12 protein-coding genes are annotated in these 18,323 nt (G+C 45.7%); 10 read left to right on the forward strand and 2 right to left on the reverse strand.

Annotation, left to right across the window (positions count from 1 at the left end):
* Positions 1–157: 157 nt before the first annotated feature.
* A complete protein-coding gene (gene mnmC, locus F0228_RS20860) occupies positions 158–2,308 on the reverse strand; it encodes a bifunctional tRNA (5-methylaminomethyl-2-thiouridine)(34)-methyltransferase MnmD/FAD-dependent 5-carboxymethylaminomethyl-2-thiouridine(34) oxidoreductase MnmC (RefSeq protein ID WP_171731518.1) in 2,151 nt (716 codons plus the stop codon).
* 56 nt (positions 2,309–2,364) lie between these two features.
* Between mnmC and fabB the strand changes: the two genes are divergently transcribed.
* The 10 genes from fabB (at position 2,365) to purF (ending at position 17,296) form a co-directional block, all read left to right on the forward strand.
* Positions 2,365–3,576, forward strand: coding sequence for a beta-ketoacyl-ACP synthase I (gene fabB, locus F0228_RS20865; protein WP_004737973.1), 1,212 nt, complete (start codon positions 2,365–2,367; stop codon positions 3,574–3,576).
* Positions 3,577–4,007: 431 nt separating this feature from the next.
* Positions 4,008–5,141 carry a 4-phosphoerythronate dehydrogenase gene (locus F0228_RS20870; RefSeq protein ID WP_171731519.1) on the forward strand — a complete coding sequence of 378 codons (1,134 nt, stop codon included), beginning with the start codon at positions 4,008–4,010 and terminating at the stop codon, positions 5,139–5,141.
* Positions 5,142–5,153: 12 nt separating this feature from the next.
* Positions 5,154–6,167 carry an aspartate-semialdehyde dehydrogenase gene (locus F0228_RS20875; RefSeq protein WP_061033729.1) on the forward strand — a complete coding sequence of 338 codons (1,014 nt, stop codon included), beginning with the start codon at positions 5,154–5,156 and terminating at the stop codon, positions 6,165–6,167.
* A 208-nt stretch (positions 6,168–6,375) separates the two neighbouring features.
* Positions 6,376–11,277, forward strand: a complete 4,902-nt coding sequence (locus F0228_RS20880) for a FimV/HubP family polar landmark protein (RefSeq protein WP_171762721.1) — start codon at positions 6,376–6,378, stop codon at positions 11,275–11,277.
* A 145-nt stretch (positions 11,278–11,422) separates the two neighbouring features.
* Positions 11,423–12,217: a tRNA pseudouridine(38-40) synthase TruA gene (gene truA / locus F0228_RS20885; protein ID WP_008220283.1), complete on the forward strand. Its 795-nt coding sequence runs from the start codon at positions 11,423–11,425 to the stop codon at positions 12,215–12,217.
* Positions 12,218–12,392: 175 nt separating this feature from the next.
* Positions 12,393–13,319, forward strand: coding sequence for an acetyl-CoA carboxylase, carboxyltransferase subunit beta (gene accD / locus F0228_RS20890; protein WP_004740637.1), 927 nt, complete (start codon positions 12,393–12,395; stop codon positions 13,317–13,319).
* A 42-nt stretch (positions 13,320–13,361) separates the two neighbouring features.
* Positions 13,362–14,627: a bifunctional tetrahydrofolate synthase/dihydrofolate synthase gene (gene folC / locus F0228_RS20895; RefSeq protein ID WP_171366556.1), complete on the forward strand. Its 1,266-nt coding sequence runs from the start codon at positions 13,362–13,364 to the stop codon at positions 14,625–14,627.
* Positions 14,628–15,194, forward strand: coding sequence for an SPOR domain-containing protein (locus tag F0228_RS20900; RefSeq protein ID WP_171731521.1), 567 nt, complete (start codon positions 14,628–14,630; stop codon positions 15,192–15,194).
* Positions 15,195–15,255: 61 nt separating this feature from the next.
* Positions 15,256–15,747: a CvpA family protein gene (locus tag F0228_RS20905; RefSeq protein WP_004740640.1), complete on the forward strand. Its 492-nt coding sequence runs from the start codon at positions 15,256–15,258 to the stop codon at positions 15,745–15,747.
* A gap of 34 nt (positions 15,748–15,781) precedes the next feature.
* Positions 15,782–17,296: an amidophosphoribosyltransferase gene (purF, locus tag F0228_RS20910; protein WP_008220291.1), complete on the forward strand. Its 1,515-nt coding sequence runs from the start codon at positions 15,782–15,784 to the stop codon at positions 17,294–17,296.
* Positions 17,297–17,371: 75 nt separating this feature from the next.
* On the opposite strand, the gene F0228_RS20915 is transcribed toward purF, so the two are convergent.
* Entirely contained in the window at positions 17,372–18,247 is an 876-nt protein-coding gene (locus tag F0228_RS20915; protein WP_061033732.1) for a LysR family transcriptional regulator, read from the reverse strand.
* Between the last annotated feature and the right edge of the window lie 76 nt (positions 18,248–18,323).

Raw genomic sequence — 18,323 nt, forward strand, 5'->3', positions numbered from 1 at the left:
CCATCTAAATATTGCTTAGCAATGATACATTTTAGCTCTCGGCTATATTTGGACATAAAAAGACCCCCAATAATTGGTGTCCAACTATTGGGGGTCAGTTCACACTCGGGCTTTTTCATTACAGATATTCAGAGTTACTGAACGAACAATACATCAGCTATTGATTGGCGTTCGCCTGTTTATCTGCAACCCATCCAGCCGTTAGCGCCTTGCCTTTACGCAGCCTACGCACCCACATTCTGCTAGGGTGGATGGCTTCCAGCACATCAGCTGGTAGAGGTAGTGGATCGCCACAGATTTGTGATGCTAACACTTCTGCAAGTAATGGAGCTGAGCTTAACCCTCGTGAGCCTAAACCGATAAAACAGAATAGGTTAGGGAAGCTTGTCACCGTTTGAACATCATCTACCGAGTCACGTTGTGGGTTAAAGTTATGCAGATTCTGATATTGCTCTTTAATGGCTTCAAAGTCGCCAACGTTACCGACAAACGGAAGGTGATCGCGGCTTACGCTACGAATGCCTTGGCGCGCTAGGTTGCCACTGGTATCGACCTCTTTTGTCCACTCTTGGTCTGGCAGTGATCCGTGCAGGCGCTCACCATTGTGCTGTTGAACCTCAATGTCAAACTCTTGGTCGATGTTGGTTTTGTCGTAGTTTGCGCCAATGCAATGGTGCCCATTGTTTGGGTTTTGTGGTGTTAAGTAACCATCAAAGCACAACACGGTTTTGAGTTTGTTGAGGTTTTCCGTGGTCGGAATGTGGCTCACTTGACCTTTAACTGGAGTCAGAGGCACAGGTTGAGTCTGCTCAAACTGAGTGAACTTGTGGCCGTTCGCAACAACTACTTGGTCATGTTTAGTTTGAATCTCACCTCGTGGTGTCTCAATAGTGAGTTGCCATTGTTGTTCAGCTTCGAGCCACTCTAACTGAGTCACTTGGTGTTGATAGTGTGTACTTACTTTATTGGTTTCTTCTAATTGACCAATAAGGCGTTGAGTAAGCTGAAGTGGGCTTAACCACCCACCCAGAGGAAAGTAGACACTCTCTTTATCAACTGGCAAACCGACCTTTTCATTTGCTTGCTCTGGTGATAAACGCTGAATCAGATCGGTGTGGAAATTACCTTCCAACATGCGATTGAGCTTCTTAGTCGAGCCTTCATCCCACATCAAAATGTTCACACCACACCAGTTATGATCAAATTCAATAGACTTTGCCGCTTGATTGATGAACTGACGTGCAAACAACAATCCAGGGCCGAATATACGCGAAACGTTTGAGGTCGCCTCACTTAATAGCGGGTAAATTGCACCTTGGTTATTACCAGAGGCGTTACCAGCAGCTTGTGGATGTTCACAATAAAGGGTGATGTTCTTGCCGCGGCGGCTTAGCGTTTTGGCTAATGCAGCACTGGCAACACCACCACCGATGATCGCGATGTCTTGTGAGTCGCTGTGCTCTGATAAGCCATACCAAGGTTTGATATTGGTATGGGCATGTTTTTCGCCAAGTCGGCCTGCAATCATTTCGCGCTTAGTACCAAAGCCTTTGACCTTCTTCATCTCAAAGCCAGCTTCAATTAACCCACGACGCACGAAACCGGCCGCGGTAAAAGTCGCACAGCTACAATCTTGTTTGGCTAGCTTTGCCATGCCATTGAATAGGTTTTGGTTCCACATCTCTGGGTTTTTGCTTGGGGCGAATCCATCTAGGAACCATGCATCCACCAAACCTTTCTTTGGCGTAGGCACGCTTGGCATACAGTCTTTGATATCACCGAACCATAAATCCAATGTGATTGTGCCATCGCCCAATACAATGCGGTGACATTCAGGCAGAGCGATAGGGTAATGTTCTTGGAGTTGCGTCGCATACTCGGCTAATTCAGGCCACGCTTGGTGCGCTTTGATGAGATCCTCTTTGTTTAAAGGATATTTCTCAAAACTGATGAAATGTAACTCTTTGGTAATAGCTTGAGGGTTATCTTTAAGGAAAGCATCGAACCATTGCCAAACCGCAAGAAAGTTGAGGCCTGTACCAAAGCCAGTTTCAGCGATCACAAAACGGCGCTGATCATGTTCAAGCCAACGCTCTGGAAGGTGGTTTTGCTTTAAAAAAACGTAACGAGTCTCTTCCAAACCATTCACGTTGGAGAAGTAAACGTCGTCAAATTGGTCTGAAACTGGCGTGCCAGACTCATTCCATTCCAGCTCAGCATTAGTAATTGAAGTCATAAAATCTATCATTTTGTGATTTGAAGCGATATGTTGGTAGGGATTGTACGAATTTCTAGGAAAGCTGACCACTTTTGTTGGGCTTCTTAGTTATCATCTAGCTGAATTTAGAATTATAGGAATGTCACATGAAACGAGTCGTAATCACCGGTATGGGTATTGTTTCAAGTATCGGTAACAACGTCGAAGAAGTTTTAGCATCACTGAAAGAGGGTAAATCTGGTATTACCGCTTCAGAGCAGTTCAAGGAAAACGGCTTACGCTCTCAAGTTTGGGGTAACCTTAAAATGAACCCTGCTGACCATATTGACCGCAAAAAGATGCGCTTTATGGGTGATGCAGCGGCATTCGCTTATCTTTCAATGGAGCAAGCAATTGCAGACGCTGGCCTAACAGAAGAGCAAGTATCTAATGACCGCACCGGTATCGTTGCGGGTTCTGGTGGTGCTTCTTCTCTTAACCAAGTAAACGCAGTAGACATCATCCGTGAGAAAGGCGTTAAGCGTGTTGGTCCATACATGGTTCCACGTACAATGGCTTCAACGGTTTCTGCTTGTCTAGCAACTCCTTTCAAAATCCGTGGTGTGAACTACTCTATGAGTTCTGCATGTGCAACATCGGCACACTGTATTGGTCACGCAATGGAGCTTATCCAACTAGGTAAGCAAGACGTAGTATTCGCTGGTGGCGGTGAAGAACTAGATTGGTCTCTGACTATGATGTTCGACGCAATGGGCGCACTTTCTACTAAGTACAACGACACTCCTGAGCTGGCTTCTCGTACTTACGATGCAGACCGTGATGGTTTCGTTATCTCTGGTGGCGGCGGCATGCTAGTAATCGAAGAGCTTGAGCACGCAGTTGCTCGTGGCGCGAAAATCTACGGTGAGATCGTAGGCTACGGCGCAACTTCAGATGGCTACGACATGGTTGCTCCTTCTGGTGAAGGCGCGGTTCGTTGTATGAAGATGGCAATGCAAAACGTTGATGGCGTTGACTACGTGAACACTCACGGTACTTCAACTCCAGTTGGTGACGTGAAAGAGCTAGGTGCTATCCAAGAAGTATTTGGTGGCAACAGCCCAGCAATCTCAGCAACTAAAGCGATGACAGGTCATGCTCTAGGTGCAGCTGGCGTACACGAAGCGATTTACTCAACGCTAATGCTAGACAACGGCTTCATCGCTCCAAGCATTAACGTTTCTAACCTAGACGAAGCAGCTGCTGGCCTAGACATTGTAACTGAAGCTCGTGAGCAAGAGCTAACAACAGTTATGTCTAACAGCTTTGGTTTCGGCGGTACAAACGCAACGCTAGTAATCAAAAAATACCAAGCTTAATTAGGCTTGAGTTAGATAGACAAAGGTTAATTGTTAACGGGTGACGCGAGTGCAGTTTCAACACGCACAGGTAACCCATTAACCATGACCCACAGAACAAAGCTTTCTAAACATAGGTTTAGAAATGGAAAGGTTTCCAGAGCTTGATCAGTAGTGGCTTTGGTCAGTACTGGTCGAACAGACGCAGACTCTGTCTCCTGGAGAGCGAGATAGGATCCTTTTGTTCTGGATGTTTGCCCGATTGTTAATTCAATCGGGCATTTTTCGTTTTAGGCTTGAGTAGTAAAAGCTGCGTAGGGCAATCAATCCTTATCTCAACAAGCCTTTATTCATAACGTATTCCATTTGCTACTCGACACCGTGTGTGGAATTTTGCACAATCATTTCAATTCACATTAAGGTCGATAGACCCCAACAAAAGTACTCGCCAAATGAAAATCTTAATCGACGAAAACATGCCTTATGCAGAAGCGCTTTTTAGCCAGCTAGGTGAAGTGACAATGAAGTCTGGTCGCACATTAACTGCGGACGATCTGGTTGACGTAGACGCACTGATGATTCGCTCTGTCACCAAGGTGAACGAAGAATTAATCAGCAAAGCCAATAAACTGAAGTTTGTCGGTACCGCGACGGCAGGTATGGATCACGTCGACCAAGAATTGATGAAAGAGCGTGGCATTTTCTTTACCGCGGCACCGGGCTGTAACAAGGTAGGTGTGGCTGAATACGCGTTCAGTGCAATGATGGTTCTTGCGCAGCAACAAGGCTTCTCTGTATTTGATAAAACAGTCGGTATTATTGGTTGTGGTCAAGTGGGCAGCTACTTAGCAAAATGCCTTGAAGGTATTGGTATTAAAGTTCTACTGAACGACCCTCTAAAACAGCAAGAGGGTGACACTCGTGAGTTTACAGAACTAGAAACGCTGCTTAAGCAATCTGACGTTATCACGCTGCATACGCCAATCACTAAAACGGGTGAATTCCCAACGCATCACTTAATCAATGAGCAAGTGCTAAATAACTTGCGTGCGGATCAAATCCTGATAAATGCGGCTCGCGGCCCTGTCGTGGATAACCAAGCGCTAAAAGCTCGTCTGCAAAAAGCTGATGGCTTCACGGCCGTCCTTGATGTATTTGAGTTTGAACCTGAAGTCGACATGGAGCTGCTTCCTTTACTCGCTTTTGCAACACCTCACGTAGCGGGCTACGGTCTAGAGGGCAAAGCACGCGGTACGACGATGATCTTTAACAGCTATTGTGAGTTCTTAGGCAGTGAACAACGCGCTTACGCGAGCGATCTATTGCCGACAGCGCCTGTGCCTCAAATGAAATTAGATAGAGCTTGGGACGAAGCAACACTGCACAATTTGACTCAGTTGATCTATGATGTGCGCAAAGACGATGCCTTATTCCGTCGCAATATCGCTACGCCAGGTTCTTTTGACAAGATGCGTAAAGAATATTGGGACCGCAGAGAGTACAGTGCAGTCGAGTTAACAGGTGATGATTCTTGTAATCTAGCACCGTTAGCTAAACTCGGTTTTATGGTAAAGCCAACTTTATAAAAGAGAGAAACAATGAGCCAAGAATTTAATATTGCTATTTTAGGTGCGACTGGTGCGGTTGGTGAAACCATTCTTGAAGTACTTAAAGAGCGTAAATTCCCTATCGGTGAACTGCACTTACTAGCAAGTGAACGTAGTGAAGGTAAAACTTACCGCTTTAATGGTAAGACGATACAAGTGCAGAACGTTGCAGACTTCGATTGGTCTCAAGTTCATATCGCATTTTTCTCTGCTGGTGGCGACCTTTCTGAACAATGGGCTCCAGTTGCTGCGGATGAAGGTGTGGTCGTTATCGATAACACATCTAAGTTCCGCTACGAATACGATGTTCCACTGGTTGTGCCTGAAGTGAACCCAGAAGCAATTGCTGAGTTCCGCAACCGCAATATCATTGCGAACCCAAACTGTTCAACGATTCAAATGCTGGTTGCGCTTAAGCCAATTCACGATGAAGTCGGCCTAGAACGTATCAACGTATCTACTTACCAATCGGTTTCTGGTGCAGGTAAAACGGGTATCGATGAGCTTGCTGGTCAAACCGCTAAGCTTCTCAACGGCATGCCAGCTGAAAACTCAGCATTCCCACAGCAGATCGCGTTCAACTGTATCCCTCAAATTGATGAGTTCACGGAAAACGGCTACACGCGTGAAGAGATGAAGATGGTTTGGGAAACACAAAAGATCTTTAACGACTCTTCAATCACGGTGAACCCAACGTGTGTTCGTGTACCTGTGTTCTACGGTCATGCAGAATCTTTACACGTAGAAACTCGCTCACCAATCGGTGCAGACCAAGTGGTTCAACTACTAGAAAACACAGAAGGTGTTGAAGTTTTCCATGGTATGGAATTCCCAACACAAGTACGTGACGCTGGCGGTAAAGACCATGTAATGGTGGGTCGTATTCGTAACGACATCAGCCATCACAGCGGCATCAACATGTGGGTTGTTGCGGATAACGTTCGTAAGGGCGCTGCAACAAACGCAGTACAAATCGCTGAAGTTCTGATTCGCGATTACTTCTAAGCTTCACCGCTTTGATAAACAAGCCTCACTCTTTAGTGGGGCTTTTTTAATCGATTAAAAATATTGTTAGTCAAATTGTGTGAAATTGCTGCGAATATTGTCGCTGCAACACATTTTTTGTTTTCATCTCTATAGTTTTACGTCATTTATCCGATATATTTAATAGATCATCACTTTATCCGAATTTAAGCACCTAGCTGAGCCTTTTATGTTTCAAATTTTCAAGCAGTGGTTAATACCTTTTGCCGTTATCATTGCGACTCAGATTTCCGTTGTTCGTGCAGATTCCATTCGAGTTGTAGGGCCTAATGGTCAGATACAATCAGCGCCTACGTTTTCAGAACCTCTTCAAAGAGCTCAATCGAATAGCGCAGAGCCTTCTCGTTTCTATGGCCCGACTCGTGGCAATGAAACGCTATGGTCTATCGCGTCAAGATTGCGTCCAGATAACTCTGTCTCCGTCCAACAAACCTTGTTGGCAATTTACCGACTGAACCCACAAGCGTTTGAAAACCAGAATATCCATAGCTTGCTGCCAGCTAGTCATTTACGTGTCCCTTCTTTAGAGCAAGCTCGTGCAAGCTCTACGCAGCAAGCCATCAACATCATGAACTCGCACTTGGCCAAGCTGGATGATCCGGCCGCTAAGCCTGCAGTCAAACCAAAAGCAGCTCAAACCTCCAATCAATCGAATGCAGGTTCGAAAAGTTCGGTTGCTACTAAACCAGCCCCTGCTGCTGAAACAGTACAAAAATCAGTGGCTGCTACTTCTCCTGTTAAAGACATGAACAAACTCGAGAAGCAGTTAGAGTTATCTGAAACAGAGCTGTTGTCACTGGAAGAGAAGAATCACCAACTTAGATTAATGCTATCGGATGTGCAGTCCGAGGTGGATGTTCTTAAGACAGAACTAAGTGACGAAGACCGTATTCGCAGTGAAGTTGAAAAGTTACTTGCTGAAGAGCGTAGAAAGAACGCTGAAATCGAAAAAATGGCGCCAAGTGCGATTGACCAGTTGCTGTCTAATGGTTGGCTAGTGGCTGCACTTGCGATCATTCCAGGCCTTTTACTTGGTCTTATCATTGTGATCTTGCTAGGGCGCCGTTCTAAAAATGAAGAGCAGCAACAACCAACGCAAGACCAGCCTATTCAGCCAGAGCCAAGCAGCGCTGCTCCAATGATGTTGGGCGATGAGATCGATGACCTAGACAATGAGTTGTCTCTCGATGATGAGCTGTTTGGTACGGAAGATGACGCAAATAAGCTGTTTGATGATCAAGCACTGGCTGATGAAGACGATGTGTTTGCGGGTCTAGATGAGTCAGACCTTGATTTCAACCTTGATGGTGAAGACGATGACCCGTTTGCCAGCATTGGTGAGAACGGCGATTTAGACACTAACTTCGATGATCTAGATTTAGACAGCAGCAACGGCATCAGTGTTAATGGTGAAGAGAAAGCGCTTGGCCTAGAAGAGATGGAACGTGCGCTTGATAAGACGGCAGAAAGTGCACTTGATTCTGATGATGGTGACTTTGACCTGTCGGACGACAACTCAATGTCTGCTGATGACATTGAAGCTCTGCTATCTCAAGAGTCTCAGACAGAAGACCTAGGCTCCAACGAACTGGACCAATCGATGCTTGATGATCTGTTCGCGTTGGATGACGAAGACGACGACAGCTTCGACATTGACGCACTGATCTCAGAAGAGCAAAGTGATTCGACGCCGAGTACAGAGACGTCTGCAAGCGATGATTTTGATATCGATGCACTTATTTCTGAGCAACAAACCTCTCAACTAGAGCCAACAAGTGTTGAAGATGATATTGATGACATCTTTGCGCAAGTGGCTGCCCAGAATGAACAGAACGATCCTTTCAACCTAGATAGCGACGATGACAGTGCCAAAGATCTAAACAGCGGTTTGGCGTCTGACGACGATATCGAAAACATCTTAGCTCAGTTTGACCAGCCAGTAGAAAGCGAAGAGGAGCAGGAGAGTGTTGACCTGCTTGACGAGCAATTAGCTGGTGATGATGTTGATTTAAGTAACTCGACAGACTTACTTGATGAGATGTTAGAGAGCGACTCTGATGAAGATTCTGAAGGGGAACCTCTAGGTTTTGATGCTCTGTCTGAGTTGGAAGAACTGTCAGGCTTATCGACCGACGATGAACTTAACATTTCTGAAGACAGCACTGACATGTTGGATGAGTTGCTAAGTGATTCTGATGATGACTTCGAACTCGATGCAGAGAGCACTGACCTACTTGATGATTTCCTTGACGATGACGTTGATGATGCCAAGTTCACACTTGAAAGTGATGAAACCTTGGACGAATTGTTGGGTAGTGAGCTATCTGACGATGAGAATGGTGAACAAGCGACAGAGTCTCTTGACCCGTTCGACGAGCTACTGACGAGCGGTATTGAAGATGAGATTGAACCCGAAGTTCAAGCCTTTGATAAAGAGCTAGAAGCTGCATTTGATTTTGACAAGCAGAGTGATGAAGTCAGTAGCCTTGCTGACGCTGATGTTGAATCATTACTTGCAGAGCCTTCTACTGCCCCAGAGTTTTTGGAATCTCCAGAAGCAGAGTTGGAGCAACCGGCAAGTACTGAACAAGCCCCGAGTTTGGAAGACATCGAACTTAACGATGAGCTAGCAAGTACAGAAGCGATAGAAAATAGCACAGAGCCTGAGCTTAAGGATGAAGCTGCCGCATTTAATCGTGATGACTTTATTGATGATATGTTTGGTGTCGCGCCTGCAACGGATGCTTTGTTGGATGACGCATTGGAAACCACCGATGAAGCGCTTATCGATGAGCTAATGACGCCAGAACTTGACCAAGTGGTTGAAGAAGCTTCTGAACAACAAGCTCAATCTGACGTGATTGAACCCGCGGTCGGAGATACAAAACCAGAGGTCGAAAGCGATGAGTTAGATATCGACTCGTTACTCTCTGAAAATACCAGTGTTGATGAATTTGAGCAGGAACATCCTGAGCTAGAGCCTTCACCGGAACTGGGTAGCTCAGAAGAAATCGCAACCAGCTTTGAGAGTGAAGCTACGTCTCCTGCGTCATTGGGTGACATTTCTGACGATGATGAAGATACAGTTGAAGACTGGCTAGCTGAAGCGATCAACGATGTAGAATCACCATCGAACATTGACTCTGATTTTGATTTTGAACCTAAGATTCAAGGTAGCGAAGAGTTTGATAATGTTGTTGAATCCTTGCCAGAGCCAGAGCCAGAGCCAGAGCCAGAGCCAGAGCCAGAGCCAGAGCCAGAGCCAGAGCCAGAGCCAGAGCCAGAGCCAGTTCGTGCTGCGAATATGCCAGAGATCATTCCAAATGAATTCGGTGTACCACAAGACGACGATTGGCTGATTGACGAAGACACCTTTGAAGCAGTGGCTGAAACTGCTGAAGAACCAACGCCAGAGTCTCAACCTGAAACGGCCCTGCAGCCAGAGCCAGTAGAGCAACAGAGCGAAGATGAATTCTCGTTTGATGACTTCGAGCTTCCAGAGTTTGGTGAAGAAGATGCACTAGCTGAAGCCGAGACAGAGGCTATCGTTGAAGCGCAAGCTGAGCCACAACCTGAAGCAGCAACACAGCCAGAAGCCGCGGAGCAACAGAGCGAAGACGAGTTCTCGTTTGATGATTTTGAGCTTCCAGAATTTAATGAAGAAGACGCGTTGGCGGAAGCTGAGGCTGAAACTACCACTGAACTGCAAGCTGAGCCTCAACCTGAAGTAGCCTCACAGCCAGAAGTTGTAGAACAACAGAGCGAAGACGAGTTCTCGTTCGATGACTTCGAGCTTCCAGAATTTAATCAAGAAGACGCGTTAGCGGAAGCTGAGGCAGAAGTTAGCACAGAAGCACAAGCTGAGCCGCAACCTGAAACAGCACCACAACCAGAAGCTACAGAGCAACCAAGTGAAGACGAATTCTCGTTTGACGACTTTGAGCTACCAGAGTTTGGTGAGGAAGACGCACTTGCAGAGGCTGTTAGTGAACCTGATGAAGCTCAGTTAGAGCAGGATTTATCGGATGGCAGTGAGAAGTTTGAGTTCGATGATCTTGACCTTCCAGAATACGATGAAGAAAGCGCTAAAGCGGACTCTGTTTTAGACGATATTGAGCAGAGCAGTGCTGAGCCTGTGGCAGAAGAGCAAGGGGTACAGTTTGACGAGTTCGATTTGCCTGAATACGGTGAAGATGAAGCGATCTCTGATGCGTTTGCAGAAAAGCCTACGCCATTAACTGCCTTTAGTCCGCAGGGAGAAGAGCAAGACGCACTGCATGACCTGTTCTCGAACCCACAAAGTTTTGCTGGTGCGGATGATTTCTCGGGTGTCAATGAAGCAGATTTAGCTGGATTCCCAGAAGCGAACGAATCAACAAGCGCACCTTTAGCACCTAGCACTGAGGTGAATGAAGTTGAAGACGAGCCGTTAGAAGGCTTCGATAACTTTGATGAAACTAATTTGGCTGAATTGCTTTCAGAAGATGTTCAAGACACAGTCGACAACATGTTCGAGAAGCCATTAGATGCGACATCGATTGATAGCGCTGGGTTAGATATTGATGCAATGCTTGAAGTGGGCGGTGAAGATTGGAAAGGTTTTAATCTTGCACCAGAACAGCAATCGAGCATGCAAGATGGTGTGCCGGATGATCAACAAGAGATCTGGGCGTCTGCAGAACAGCAAGCTGAACCTAAGATCAAAGAAGAGAACTGGGCGCAGCAAGATAACCTGACCGAATCATCGAATAGTCGTGATAAGCAATACATGACCATCGATGAGTTGATGGCTCAAGTTGAGCAAGAAGGTGAAGATGCTATTAACCCAGACGAAGAAGAGCTGAAGCTGGATGTTGGTCTTAACGAATTCCCTGATGTGATTGGCGATATAGGAAACTATGATGTTGATAGTAACGCTGAAGCCGCTGGTAAGCTTGATCTCGCCAAAATCTACATTGAGATGAGTGACTCTCAAGGCGCGATTAAGCTTCTAGAAGAAGCGATAGTCGACGGAAGCGACGATATTCGTCGCGAAGCTAAGAATCTTATCGATACGTTAAACGGCCGATAAATTGAGCGAGATATAAAGGGTAGCATTGGCTACCCTTTATTTTTGGCGGGTCGTGCTTTTAATATTGTAGATTTAGTCCCATCCTATTTGGGATAGCACTCATTTCCGTATATACTTCTCGCCCATTTTCAAAGAGAACAAGAACATGAAAATTGCTTTAGGTATTGAATATAACGGTACCCACTACTTTGGTTGGCAACGCCAACGAGACGTGAAAAGTGTCCAAGAAGAATTGGAAAAGGCTCTTTCGGTTGTCGCAAATCACCCAGTAGAAGTTCAATGTGCAGGACGAACGGATGCCGGTGTTCACGGTACGGGACAAGTCGTTCACTTTGAAACCAATGTCGACCGCAAAATGGTGGCATGGACAATGGGTGCAAACGCCAACATGCCTAAAGACATCGCTGTTCGTTGGGCAACAGAAGTGAATGAAGATTTTCATGCTCGCTTCTCTGCAACGGCACGTCGCTACCGCTATATCATTTTCAATCATGCACTGCGTCCTGGAATCTTAAATTCAGGCGTGAGCCATTATCATGGTCACCTTGACGAGAAAAAGATGCATGAGGCAGGTCAGTACTTGCTGGGTGAAAATGATTTTACGTCGTTTAGAGCAACGCACTGCCAGTCTCATAGCCCGTGGCGAAATATGATTCACTTGAACGTGACTCGTCATGGCCATTACATCGTGATTGATATTAAGGCGAATGCGTTTGTGCACCATATGGTGAGAAACATTACGGGTAGCCTAATTGCCGTTGGTAAAGGTGAGCAGAAGCCAGAGTGGATCAAGTGGTTACTTGAAGCGAAAGACCGTAAGTTGGCTGGAGCAACTGCTAAAGCCGAAGGTCTCTATTTAGTTGATGTGGATTATCCAGAAGAATTCGGTCTTCCAAGAGAGCCAATTGGTCCTCTGTTTCTTCCAGATAATTTGAACTAAATGTGGGACTTAGGTTCAAAAAATATTGCGAAATCGTGCGTAAAATAGCTCAAGAAAATAGGTACAACCAGTTTTTTATCTACACTTGCTGTTTTATGTGCTTTAATCTCCTCGCATAATTCCCAAATTTATTTCTTTCGCAATCAAGCGGAAGAATCGAAACAAAAGGTCTTCCATGAGTTGGCTTGAAAAGATTTTAGAAAAAAGCAACATCGTAACATCTCGTAAAGCGTCTATCCCTGAGGGTGTTTGGACTAAATGTACTTCTTGTGAGCAGGTGCTTTACCATGCTGAGCTAGAGCGTAACCTAGAAGTATGTCCAAAATGTGACCATCACATGCGCATGAAAGCACGTCGCCGCCTAGAAACATTCCTAGACAAAGGTGAGCGTGTTGAACTTGGTACTGATCTTGAGCCGCAAGACAAACTGAAGTTCAAAGACTCTAAGCGTTATAAAGAGCGTATCTCTGCTGCTCAAAAGAACAGTGGTGAAACTGACGCACTTGTAGCAATGAAAGGTGAACTACTAGGTCTACCAATCGTAGCGTGTGCGTTTGAATTCTCATTCATGGGCGGTTCAATGGGCTCTGTAGTAGGTGCTCGTTTTGTTCGTGCTGTAGATGCTGCTATTGAAAACAACTGTGGTTTAGTTTGTTTCTCTGCAAGTGGTGGTGCGCGTATGCAAGAGGCATTAATGTCTCTAATGCAAATGGCAAAAACCAGTGCTGCACTTGAGCGTCTATCTGCGAAAGGCCTGCCGTTTATTTCAGTAATGACTGACCCAACAATGGGCGGTGTTTCTGCAAGTTTGGCCATGCTTGGCGATATCAATATCGGTGAGCCAAAAGCACTGATCGGTTTTGCTGGTCGTCGTGTAATCGAGCAAACAGTACGTGAAGACCTACCTGAAGGTTTCCAACGTAGTGAGTTCCTACTAGACCACGGTGCTATCGATATGATCGTTGACCGTCGTGAAATGCGTCAGCGCGTAGCTAGCCTAGTTGCAAAAATGACCAATCAGCCTTCACCATTAGTAGTTTCTGTGAACGATTCACCGAATGAAGCTGCTTATGAAGTACCAGAAGCGCCAGAAAAAGGGTAAAGTACCTTCTAACAAACCAACTTTATTATGGTTATGAGTTAGATGAGTCAACAACCTATTCCTCAAGCCACATCCTCTTTGGAGATGTGGCTTGATTATTTATCAAACATCCACACCAGTGCTATTGATCTTGGACTAGACCGAGTTCAGGCCGTCGCCTCTAAGGCAAATCTTACCAAACCTGCTAAACACGTCATTACCGTTGCCGGAACCAACGGCAAAGGCTCAACGTGCGCACTGATGGAAGCCATTCTATTAGATGCGGGATACTCTGTTGGTGTCTACAGCTCTCCTCACTTAATTCGCTACAACGAACGCGTTCGTATCAATGGTCAAGATCTATCTGATGAAAAGATGGTTCAGTCTTTTGACTTTATTGAGAAAGAACGTGGTGAAATCAGCCTGAGCTTCTTCGAATACGGTACTTTGGCTGCGTTGCGCGCTTTTCAAACGGAAGCGGTCGACGTTGTATTGTTAGAAGTTGGCCTCGGCGGGCGCTTAGACGCTACTAATATCGTTGATCACGATGTGTCTGTCATTACGAGCTTGGCGGTTGACCATGTTGATTGGCTTGGCGATGACATCAATGTGATTGGTTTTGAGAAGGCGGGAATCTATCGTAGCGGTAAGCCGGCTATCTGTGGTCAACCTAAGCCTCCAGCGACGGTTGCTGCGCACGCCGATGATATCAAAGCCGAGTTTTATCAGGTCGGTATTCAATATACCTATGCCGTTGATGGCGATACTTGGAACTGGCATAGCGGTGCATTCCAACTGGAGTCGCTTCCTATCCCAACATTGCCACTCCCGAACGCGGCAACGGCATTGATGGCACTGGGCACATCAGAGTTAGATATTAGCGATGTGAACGTGGTTAATGGTTTGAAGAACGCTCAGCTTCCTGGGCGCATGCAACAAATTAGTGACCAGCCTGTGATTGTGCTCGATGTGGCTCATAACCCACATTCAGCAGAATACTTTGCACAGCAAGTTACTAAAAAATATGCGGGCAAGAACTTGCACGTTGTAGTCGCTATGCTTCATGACAAAGACATTCCAGCAACATTAGAAGTGTTAGCACCAATTGCAACACACTGGTACCCAGCTTCTCTACAAGGGCCACGTGCAGCAACGGCAGCTGAACTTTGTCAGAGCCTTCCTCAAGGTGTTGAGCAGCATACAAACCCGGTTGCGGCGTTTGAGGCGGCGTTAGCATCAGCGAAAGGTGAAGACGATGTCGTGTTGGTGGTCGGTTCTTTCCATACAGTAGGGGAAGTGCTGGAGCATTGGCAGAAAAAAGGAAACTAGATGGCAAGTAAATTTCAGAGCCGCTTAGTCGGCACCATCATTTTAGTGGCCATTGGCGTGATTGTATTGCCAGATGTGCTTGATGGTAAAAAACTTCACTACAAAGAAGAGTTTGCGAGCATTCCTATTAAGCCCGAGCTTGATAGCAATGTGGAAGTGTTTGAGGTTCTTGACCCAGTGGAAGATCAGATTGCACTGCCGGATTCTCCAGTCGAGCGAGTGGCCGAAAGCGGTGGGTCATCAGAAACCCAAACGGCATCGGCTTCTGAAAAAGAAGCAGATAAAGTGGCGGTTGTGGTTAAGCCAGTACCTGAAAAAAATGAGTACCAAGACAGCGCTTGGATCATTCAATTGATGGCTTTGAAGAATGCTGACAACGCGAAAAGCGTGGTTAAGGATTTGCAAAAGCGTGGTTATCAGGCTCACACCAAGCAAGAAAAAACTTTTACGCGAGTAATTATTGGCCCAGATGTATCTAAATCCAAACTTGAGCGACAAATTAAGGAATTAGAAAAAATTACGGGTTCAAAAGGCCAATTGCTCAAATTTAAACCGTTAAATCCATAAGAAAACGTTTGCGTCAGCATTTTTTCTGTTAAAATGCGCGCCAACTTAAGATGAAGAATTCATGAATTGGTTAGATTTTGTCATTTTAGGCGTGATCGGCTTCTCTGCCGTGATCAGTTTAGTTCGTGGTTTCGCTAAAGAAGCGTTGTCACTCGTTATTTGGTTTGGAGCATTTTTTATTGCTAGCCAGTACTACGCAAAATTAGCGGTGTACTTCACCAATATCGAAGATGAGATGTTTCGAAACGGAACTGCGATAGCAGCATTGTTTGTTGCAACGTTAGTTGTCGGTGCTTTAGTTAACTATGTTATCGGGCAGCTAGTTCAGAAAACAGGCCTGTCAGGTACAGACAGAATCCTCGGTGTCGTCTTTGGTGGCTTACGTGGTGTTTTGATTGTTTCTGCAGTGTTGTTTTTCATGGATGCGTTTACTGCATTCCCAAGTTCTGAGTGGTGGAAGAATTCGCAGTTGGTTCCGGAATTTAGTCGAATCATTGCGCCGTTCTTCGAGCATTTACAAGCAACATCTAGTTTCTTATCTGGCGCGCTATAGCGCCAGTTAATGTCGAAAAATCGAGGATTAGGACATGTGTGGTATTGTTGGAATCGTGGGTTCAACACCTGTAAACCAGTCTATTTATGACGCTTTAACGGTATTGCAGCATCGTGGCCAAGATGCCGCTGGTATTTGTACCATAGAAAGCAATCGTTTCCGTCTGCGTAAGGCGAACGGTTTAGTAAAAGATGTTTTTGAAGCAAAACACATGCAACGCCTCCAAGGTAACGTTGGTATTGGCCATGTTCGTTACCCGACTGCAGGTAGCTCAAGCGCGTCGGAAGCTCAGCCTTTCTACGTAAACTCGCCTTTTGGCATCACGTTGGCTCACAACGGTAACCTAACGAACGCAAATGAAGTTCGCGAAAAGTTATTTGAAAAAGACCGTCGTCATGTGAACACTACTTCGGATTCAGAAGTGCTATTGAACGTATTGGCTCATGAGATCGATACGGTTAAAGGTAACGTGACTTCAGATGATGTTTTCCGCGCTGTATCAAACGTACACCGCACAATTCGTGGTGCTTACGCAGTAACAGCTATGATCATCGGCCACGGTATGATCGCATTCCGCGACCCACACGGTATTCGTCCACTGTGTCTAGGTAAGCGTGAAGTCGAAGGTAAAACAGAGTACATGGTAGCGTCTGAGTCGGTAGCACTGGATGCTGTTGGTTTTGATTTCATGCGCGATGTGGCACCTGGTGAAGCTATCTATGCAACATTCGATGGCGAGCTTTTCACTAAGCAATGCGCAGACAACCCACAACTAAACCCATGTATCTTTGAGTTTGTATACTTTGCACGCCCTGATTCATTCATCGATAAAATCTCTGTGTACAGCGCACGTGTTGAGATGGGTGAATTACTCGGTAAGCGTATTAAAGAAGAGTATTCAGACTTAGACATTGATGTGGTTATCCCAATTCCAGAAACCTCTAACGACATTGCACTGCGTATCGCTCAAGCTATCGACAAGCCATACCGTCAAGGTTTCGTGAAAAACCGTTACGTTGGTCGTACGTTTATCATGCCTGGACAGCAGCAGCGTAAGAAGTCGGTTCGCCGTAAACTCAACGCAATTCGCTCTGAGTTTAAGGATAAGAACGTTCTATTGGTTGATGACTCTATTGTACGCGGTACCACTTCAGAGCAGATCATTGAGATGGCCCGTGACTCTGGCGCAAACAAAGTGTTCATGGTGTCAGCGGCTCCTGAGGTTCGCTTCCCTAACGTTTACGGTATCGATATGCCGAGCGCGACTGAGCTAATTGCTCATGGTCGTGACAATGAAACGATCTGTAAGCAGATTGGCGCAGACGCTCTGATCTTCCAAACGCTACCAGACTTGATTTCTGCGGTAGGCATGGGCAACCAAGACATCGCGCGTTTCGATACTTCTGTGTTTAATGGCGAGTATGTAACGGGTGATATCGACCAAGCGTACCTAGATTTCCTAGACTCTCTACGTAATGACGATTCTAAGATTCAGCGTGAGATCCAACAAGATCTAGCGAACCTAGAGTTACACAACGAAGGCGCTTAGTTTTCGTTAGTGGCAAGAATATAAAAAACCAGAGCATCGGCTCTGGTTTTTTTGTTTTTGAAGTAGGGGATTAACCTAGTGAATGTGGTAAGCGATCACAAAATCAATAAACAATCTAACTTTCTCAGGTAGATGGTCTTTGTGGTTATAAAGCATGTAGATGTCACGCGGGTTAGCGCTCCAGTCTTCCAGTACTTGTACTAGGCTACCGTCTTCAATGTATTCGCGAATCATCACGTCTGGCATCAGTGTGATACCTAGACCTTCAGAACAAGCTTGTCTCACCACATTAAGTGCGTTTGCGTTGAAGCGGCCTTTTTCACTGTTAACTACTGTCTCATCATTCGAGTTACTTAGCTGCCACTTAATCAGTGGGTAGCCTTTAAGCAATGAATGGTTCGCCAGTTCTTCAGCATGGCTCGGTGCAGGGTTCTTCGCTAAGTAATCAGGGCTCGCTATAAGAATATCTTTTACTTCACTGATTTTTCGAGCGATGAGGCTTGAATCACGTTGCGGACCTACTCTGAAAATCACGTCCCACTCTGTAGGGTCGAGTTGATCAGCTTGGTTGTTCATCATCAACTCAATATTGATATCTGGGTATTGAGTCATGAAGTCGCTGAACATTGGCATCATCATGCGCTTAGTCAGGTTGGAAGGCGCTGTAATGCGGATCTTACCGGAAGCACCTTTACAAACATCCGTCAGTTCTTCAGCAGTTGAAGAGAGACGTTGCAGCAGTGGAGAGCATTCATTAAAGAAACGTTCGCCAGCCTCTGTTAAAGAGAGTTTACGCGCGTGTCTATTGAGAAGTCTCAGGTTTAGCGAGTCTTCTAGAGCTTGGATGCGTCGTGTGATGGTCGCAACCGGAATCATAGTCTTGCGCGATGTTGCGGTGTAGCTCCCATTTTCAACGACGAGTCGAAAGAGGTTTAAATCATCTAATTTCATAAATCCAGACACATTTGTTTACAATCTCATCTAATTTATACGTAACATTGAGATCAATGTTTGCGTCATGTCAACT

Source organism: Vibrio sp. 99K-1 (genome assembly GCF_013114585.1).
Lineage (GTDB): Bacteria > Pseudomonadota > Gammaproteobacteria > Enterobacterales > Vibrionaceae > Vibrio > Vibrio chagasii_B.

Excerpts from the sequence above, each read along its gene's own strand:
- F0228_RS20915 (WP_061033732.1), bottom strand. The coding sequence starts at position 18,247 with ATGAAATTAGATGATTTAAACCTCTTTCGACTCGTCGTTGAAAATGGG.
- purF (WP_008220291.1), top strand. The coding sequence starts at position 15,782 with ATGTGTGGTATTGTTGGAATCGTGGGTTCAACACCTGTAAACCAGTCT.
- F0228_RS20900 (WP_171731521.1), top strand. The coding sequence starts at position 14,628 with ATGGCAAGTAAATTTCAGAGCCGCTTAGTCGGCACCATCATTTTAGTG.
- truA (WP_008220283.1), top strand. The coding sequence starts at position 11,423 with ATGAAAATTGCTTTAGGTATTGAATATAACGGTACCCACTACTTTGGT.
- F0228_RS20870 (WP_171731519.1), top strand. The coding sequence starts at position 4,008 with ATGAAAATCTTAATCGACGAAAACATGCCTTATGCAGAAGCGCTTTTT.
- folC (WP_171366556.1), top strand. The coding sequence starts at position 13,362 with ATGAGTCAACAACCTATTCCTCAAGCCACATCCTCTTTGGAGATGTGG.
- F0228_RS20880 (WP_171762721.1), top strand. The coding sequence starts at position 6,376 with ATGTTTCAAATTTTCAAGCAGTGGTTAATACCTTTTGCCGTTATCATT.
- F0228_RS20905 (WP_004740640.1), top strand. The coding sequence starts at position 15,256 with ATGAATTGGTTAGATTTTGTCATTTTAGGCGTGATCGGCTTCTCTGCC.
- F0228_RS20875 (WP_061033729.1), top strand. The coding sequence starts at position 5,154 with ATGAGCCAAGAATTTAATATTGCTATTTTAGGTGCGACTGGTGCGGTT.
- fabB (WP_004737973.1), top strand. The coding sequence starts at position 2,365 with ATGAAACGAGTCGTAATCACCGGTATGGGTATTGTTTCAAGTATCGGT.
- accD (WP_004740637.1), top strand. The coding sequence starts at position 12,393 with ATGAGTTGGCTTGAAAAGATTTTAGAAAAAAGCAACATCGTAACATCT.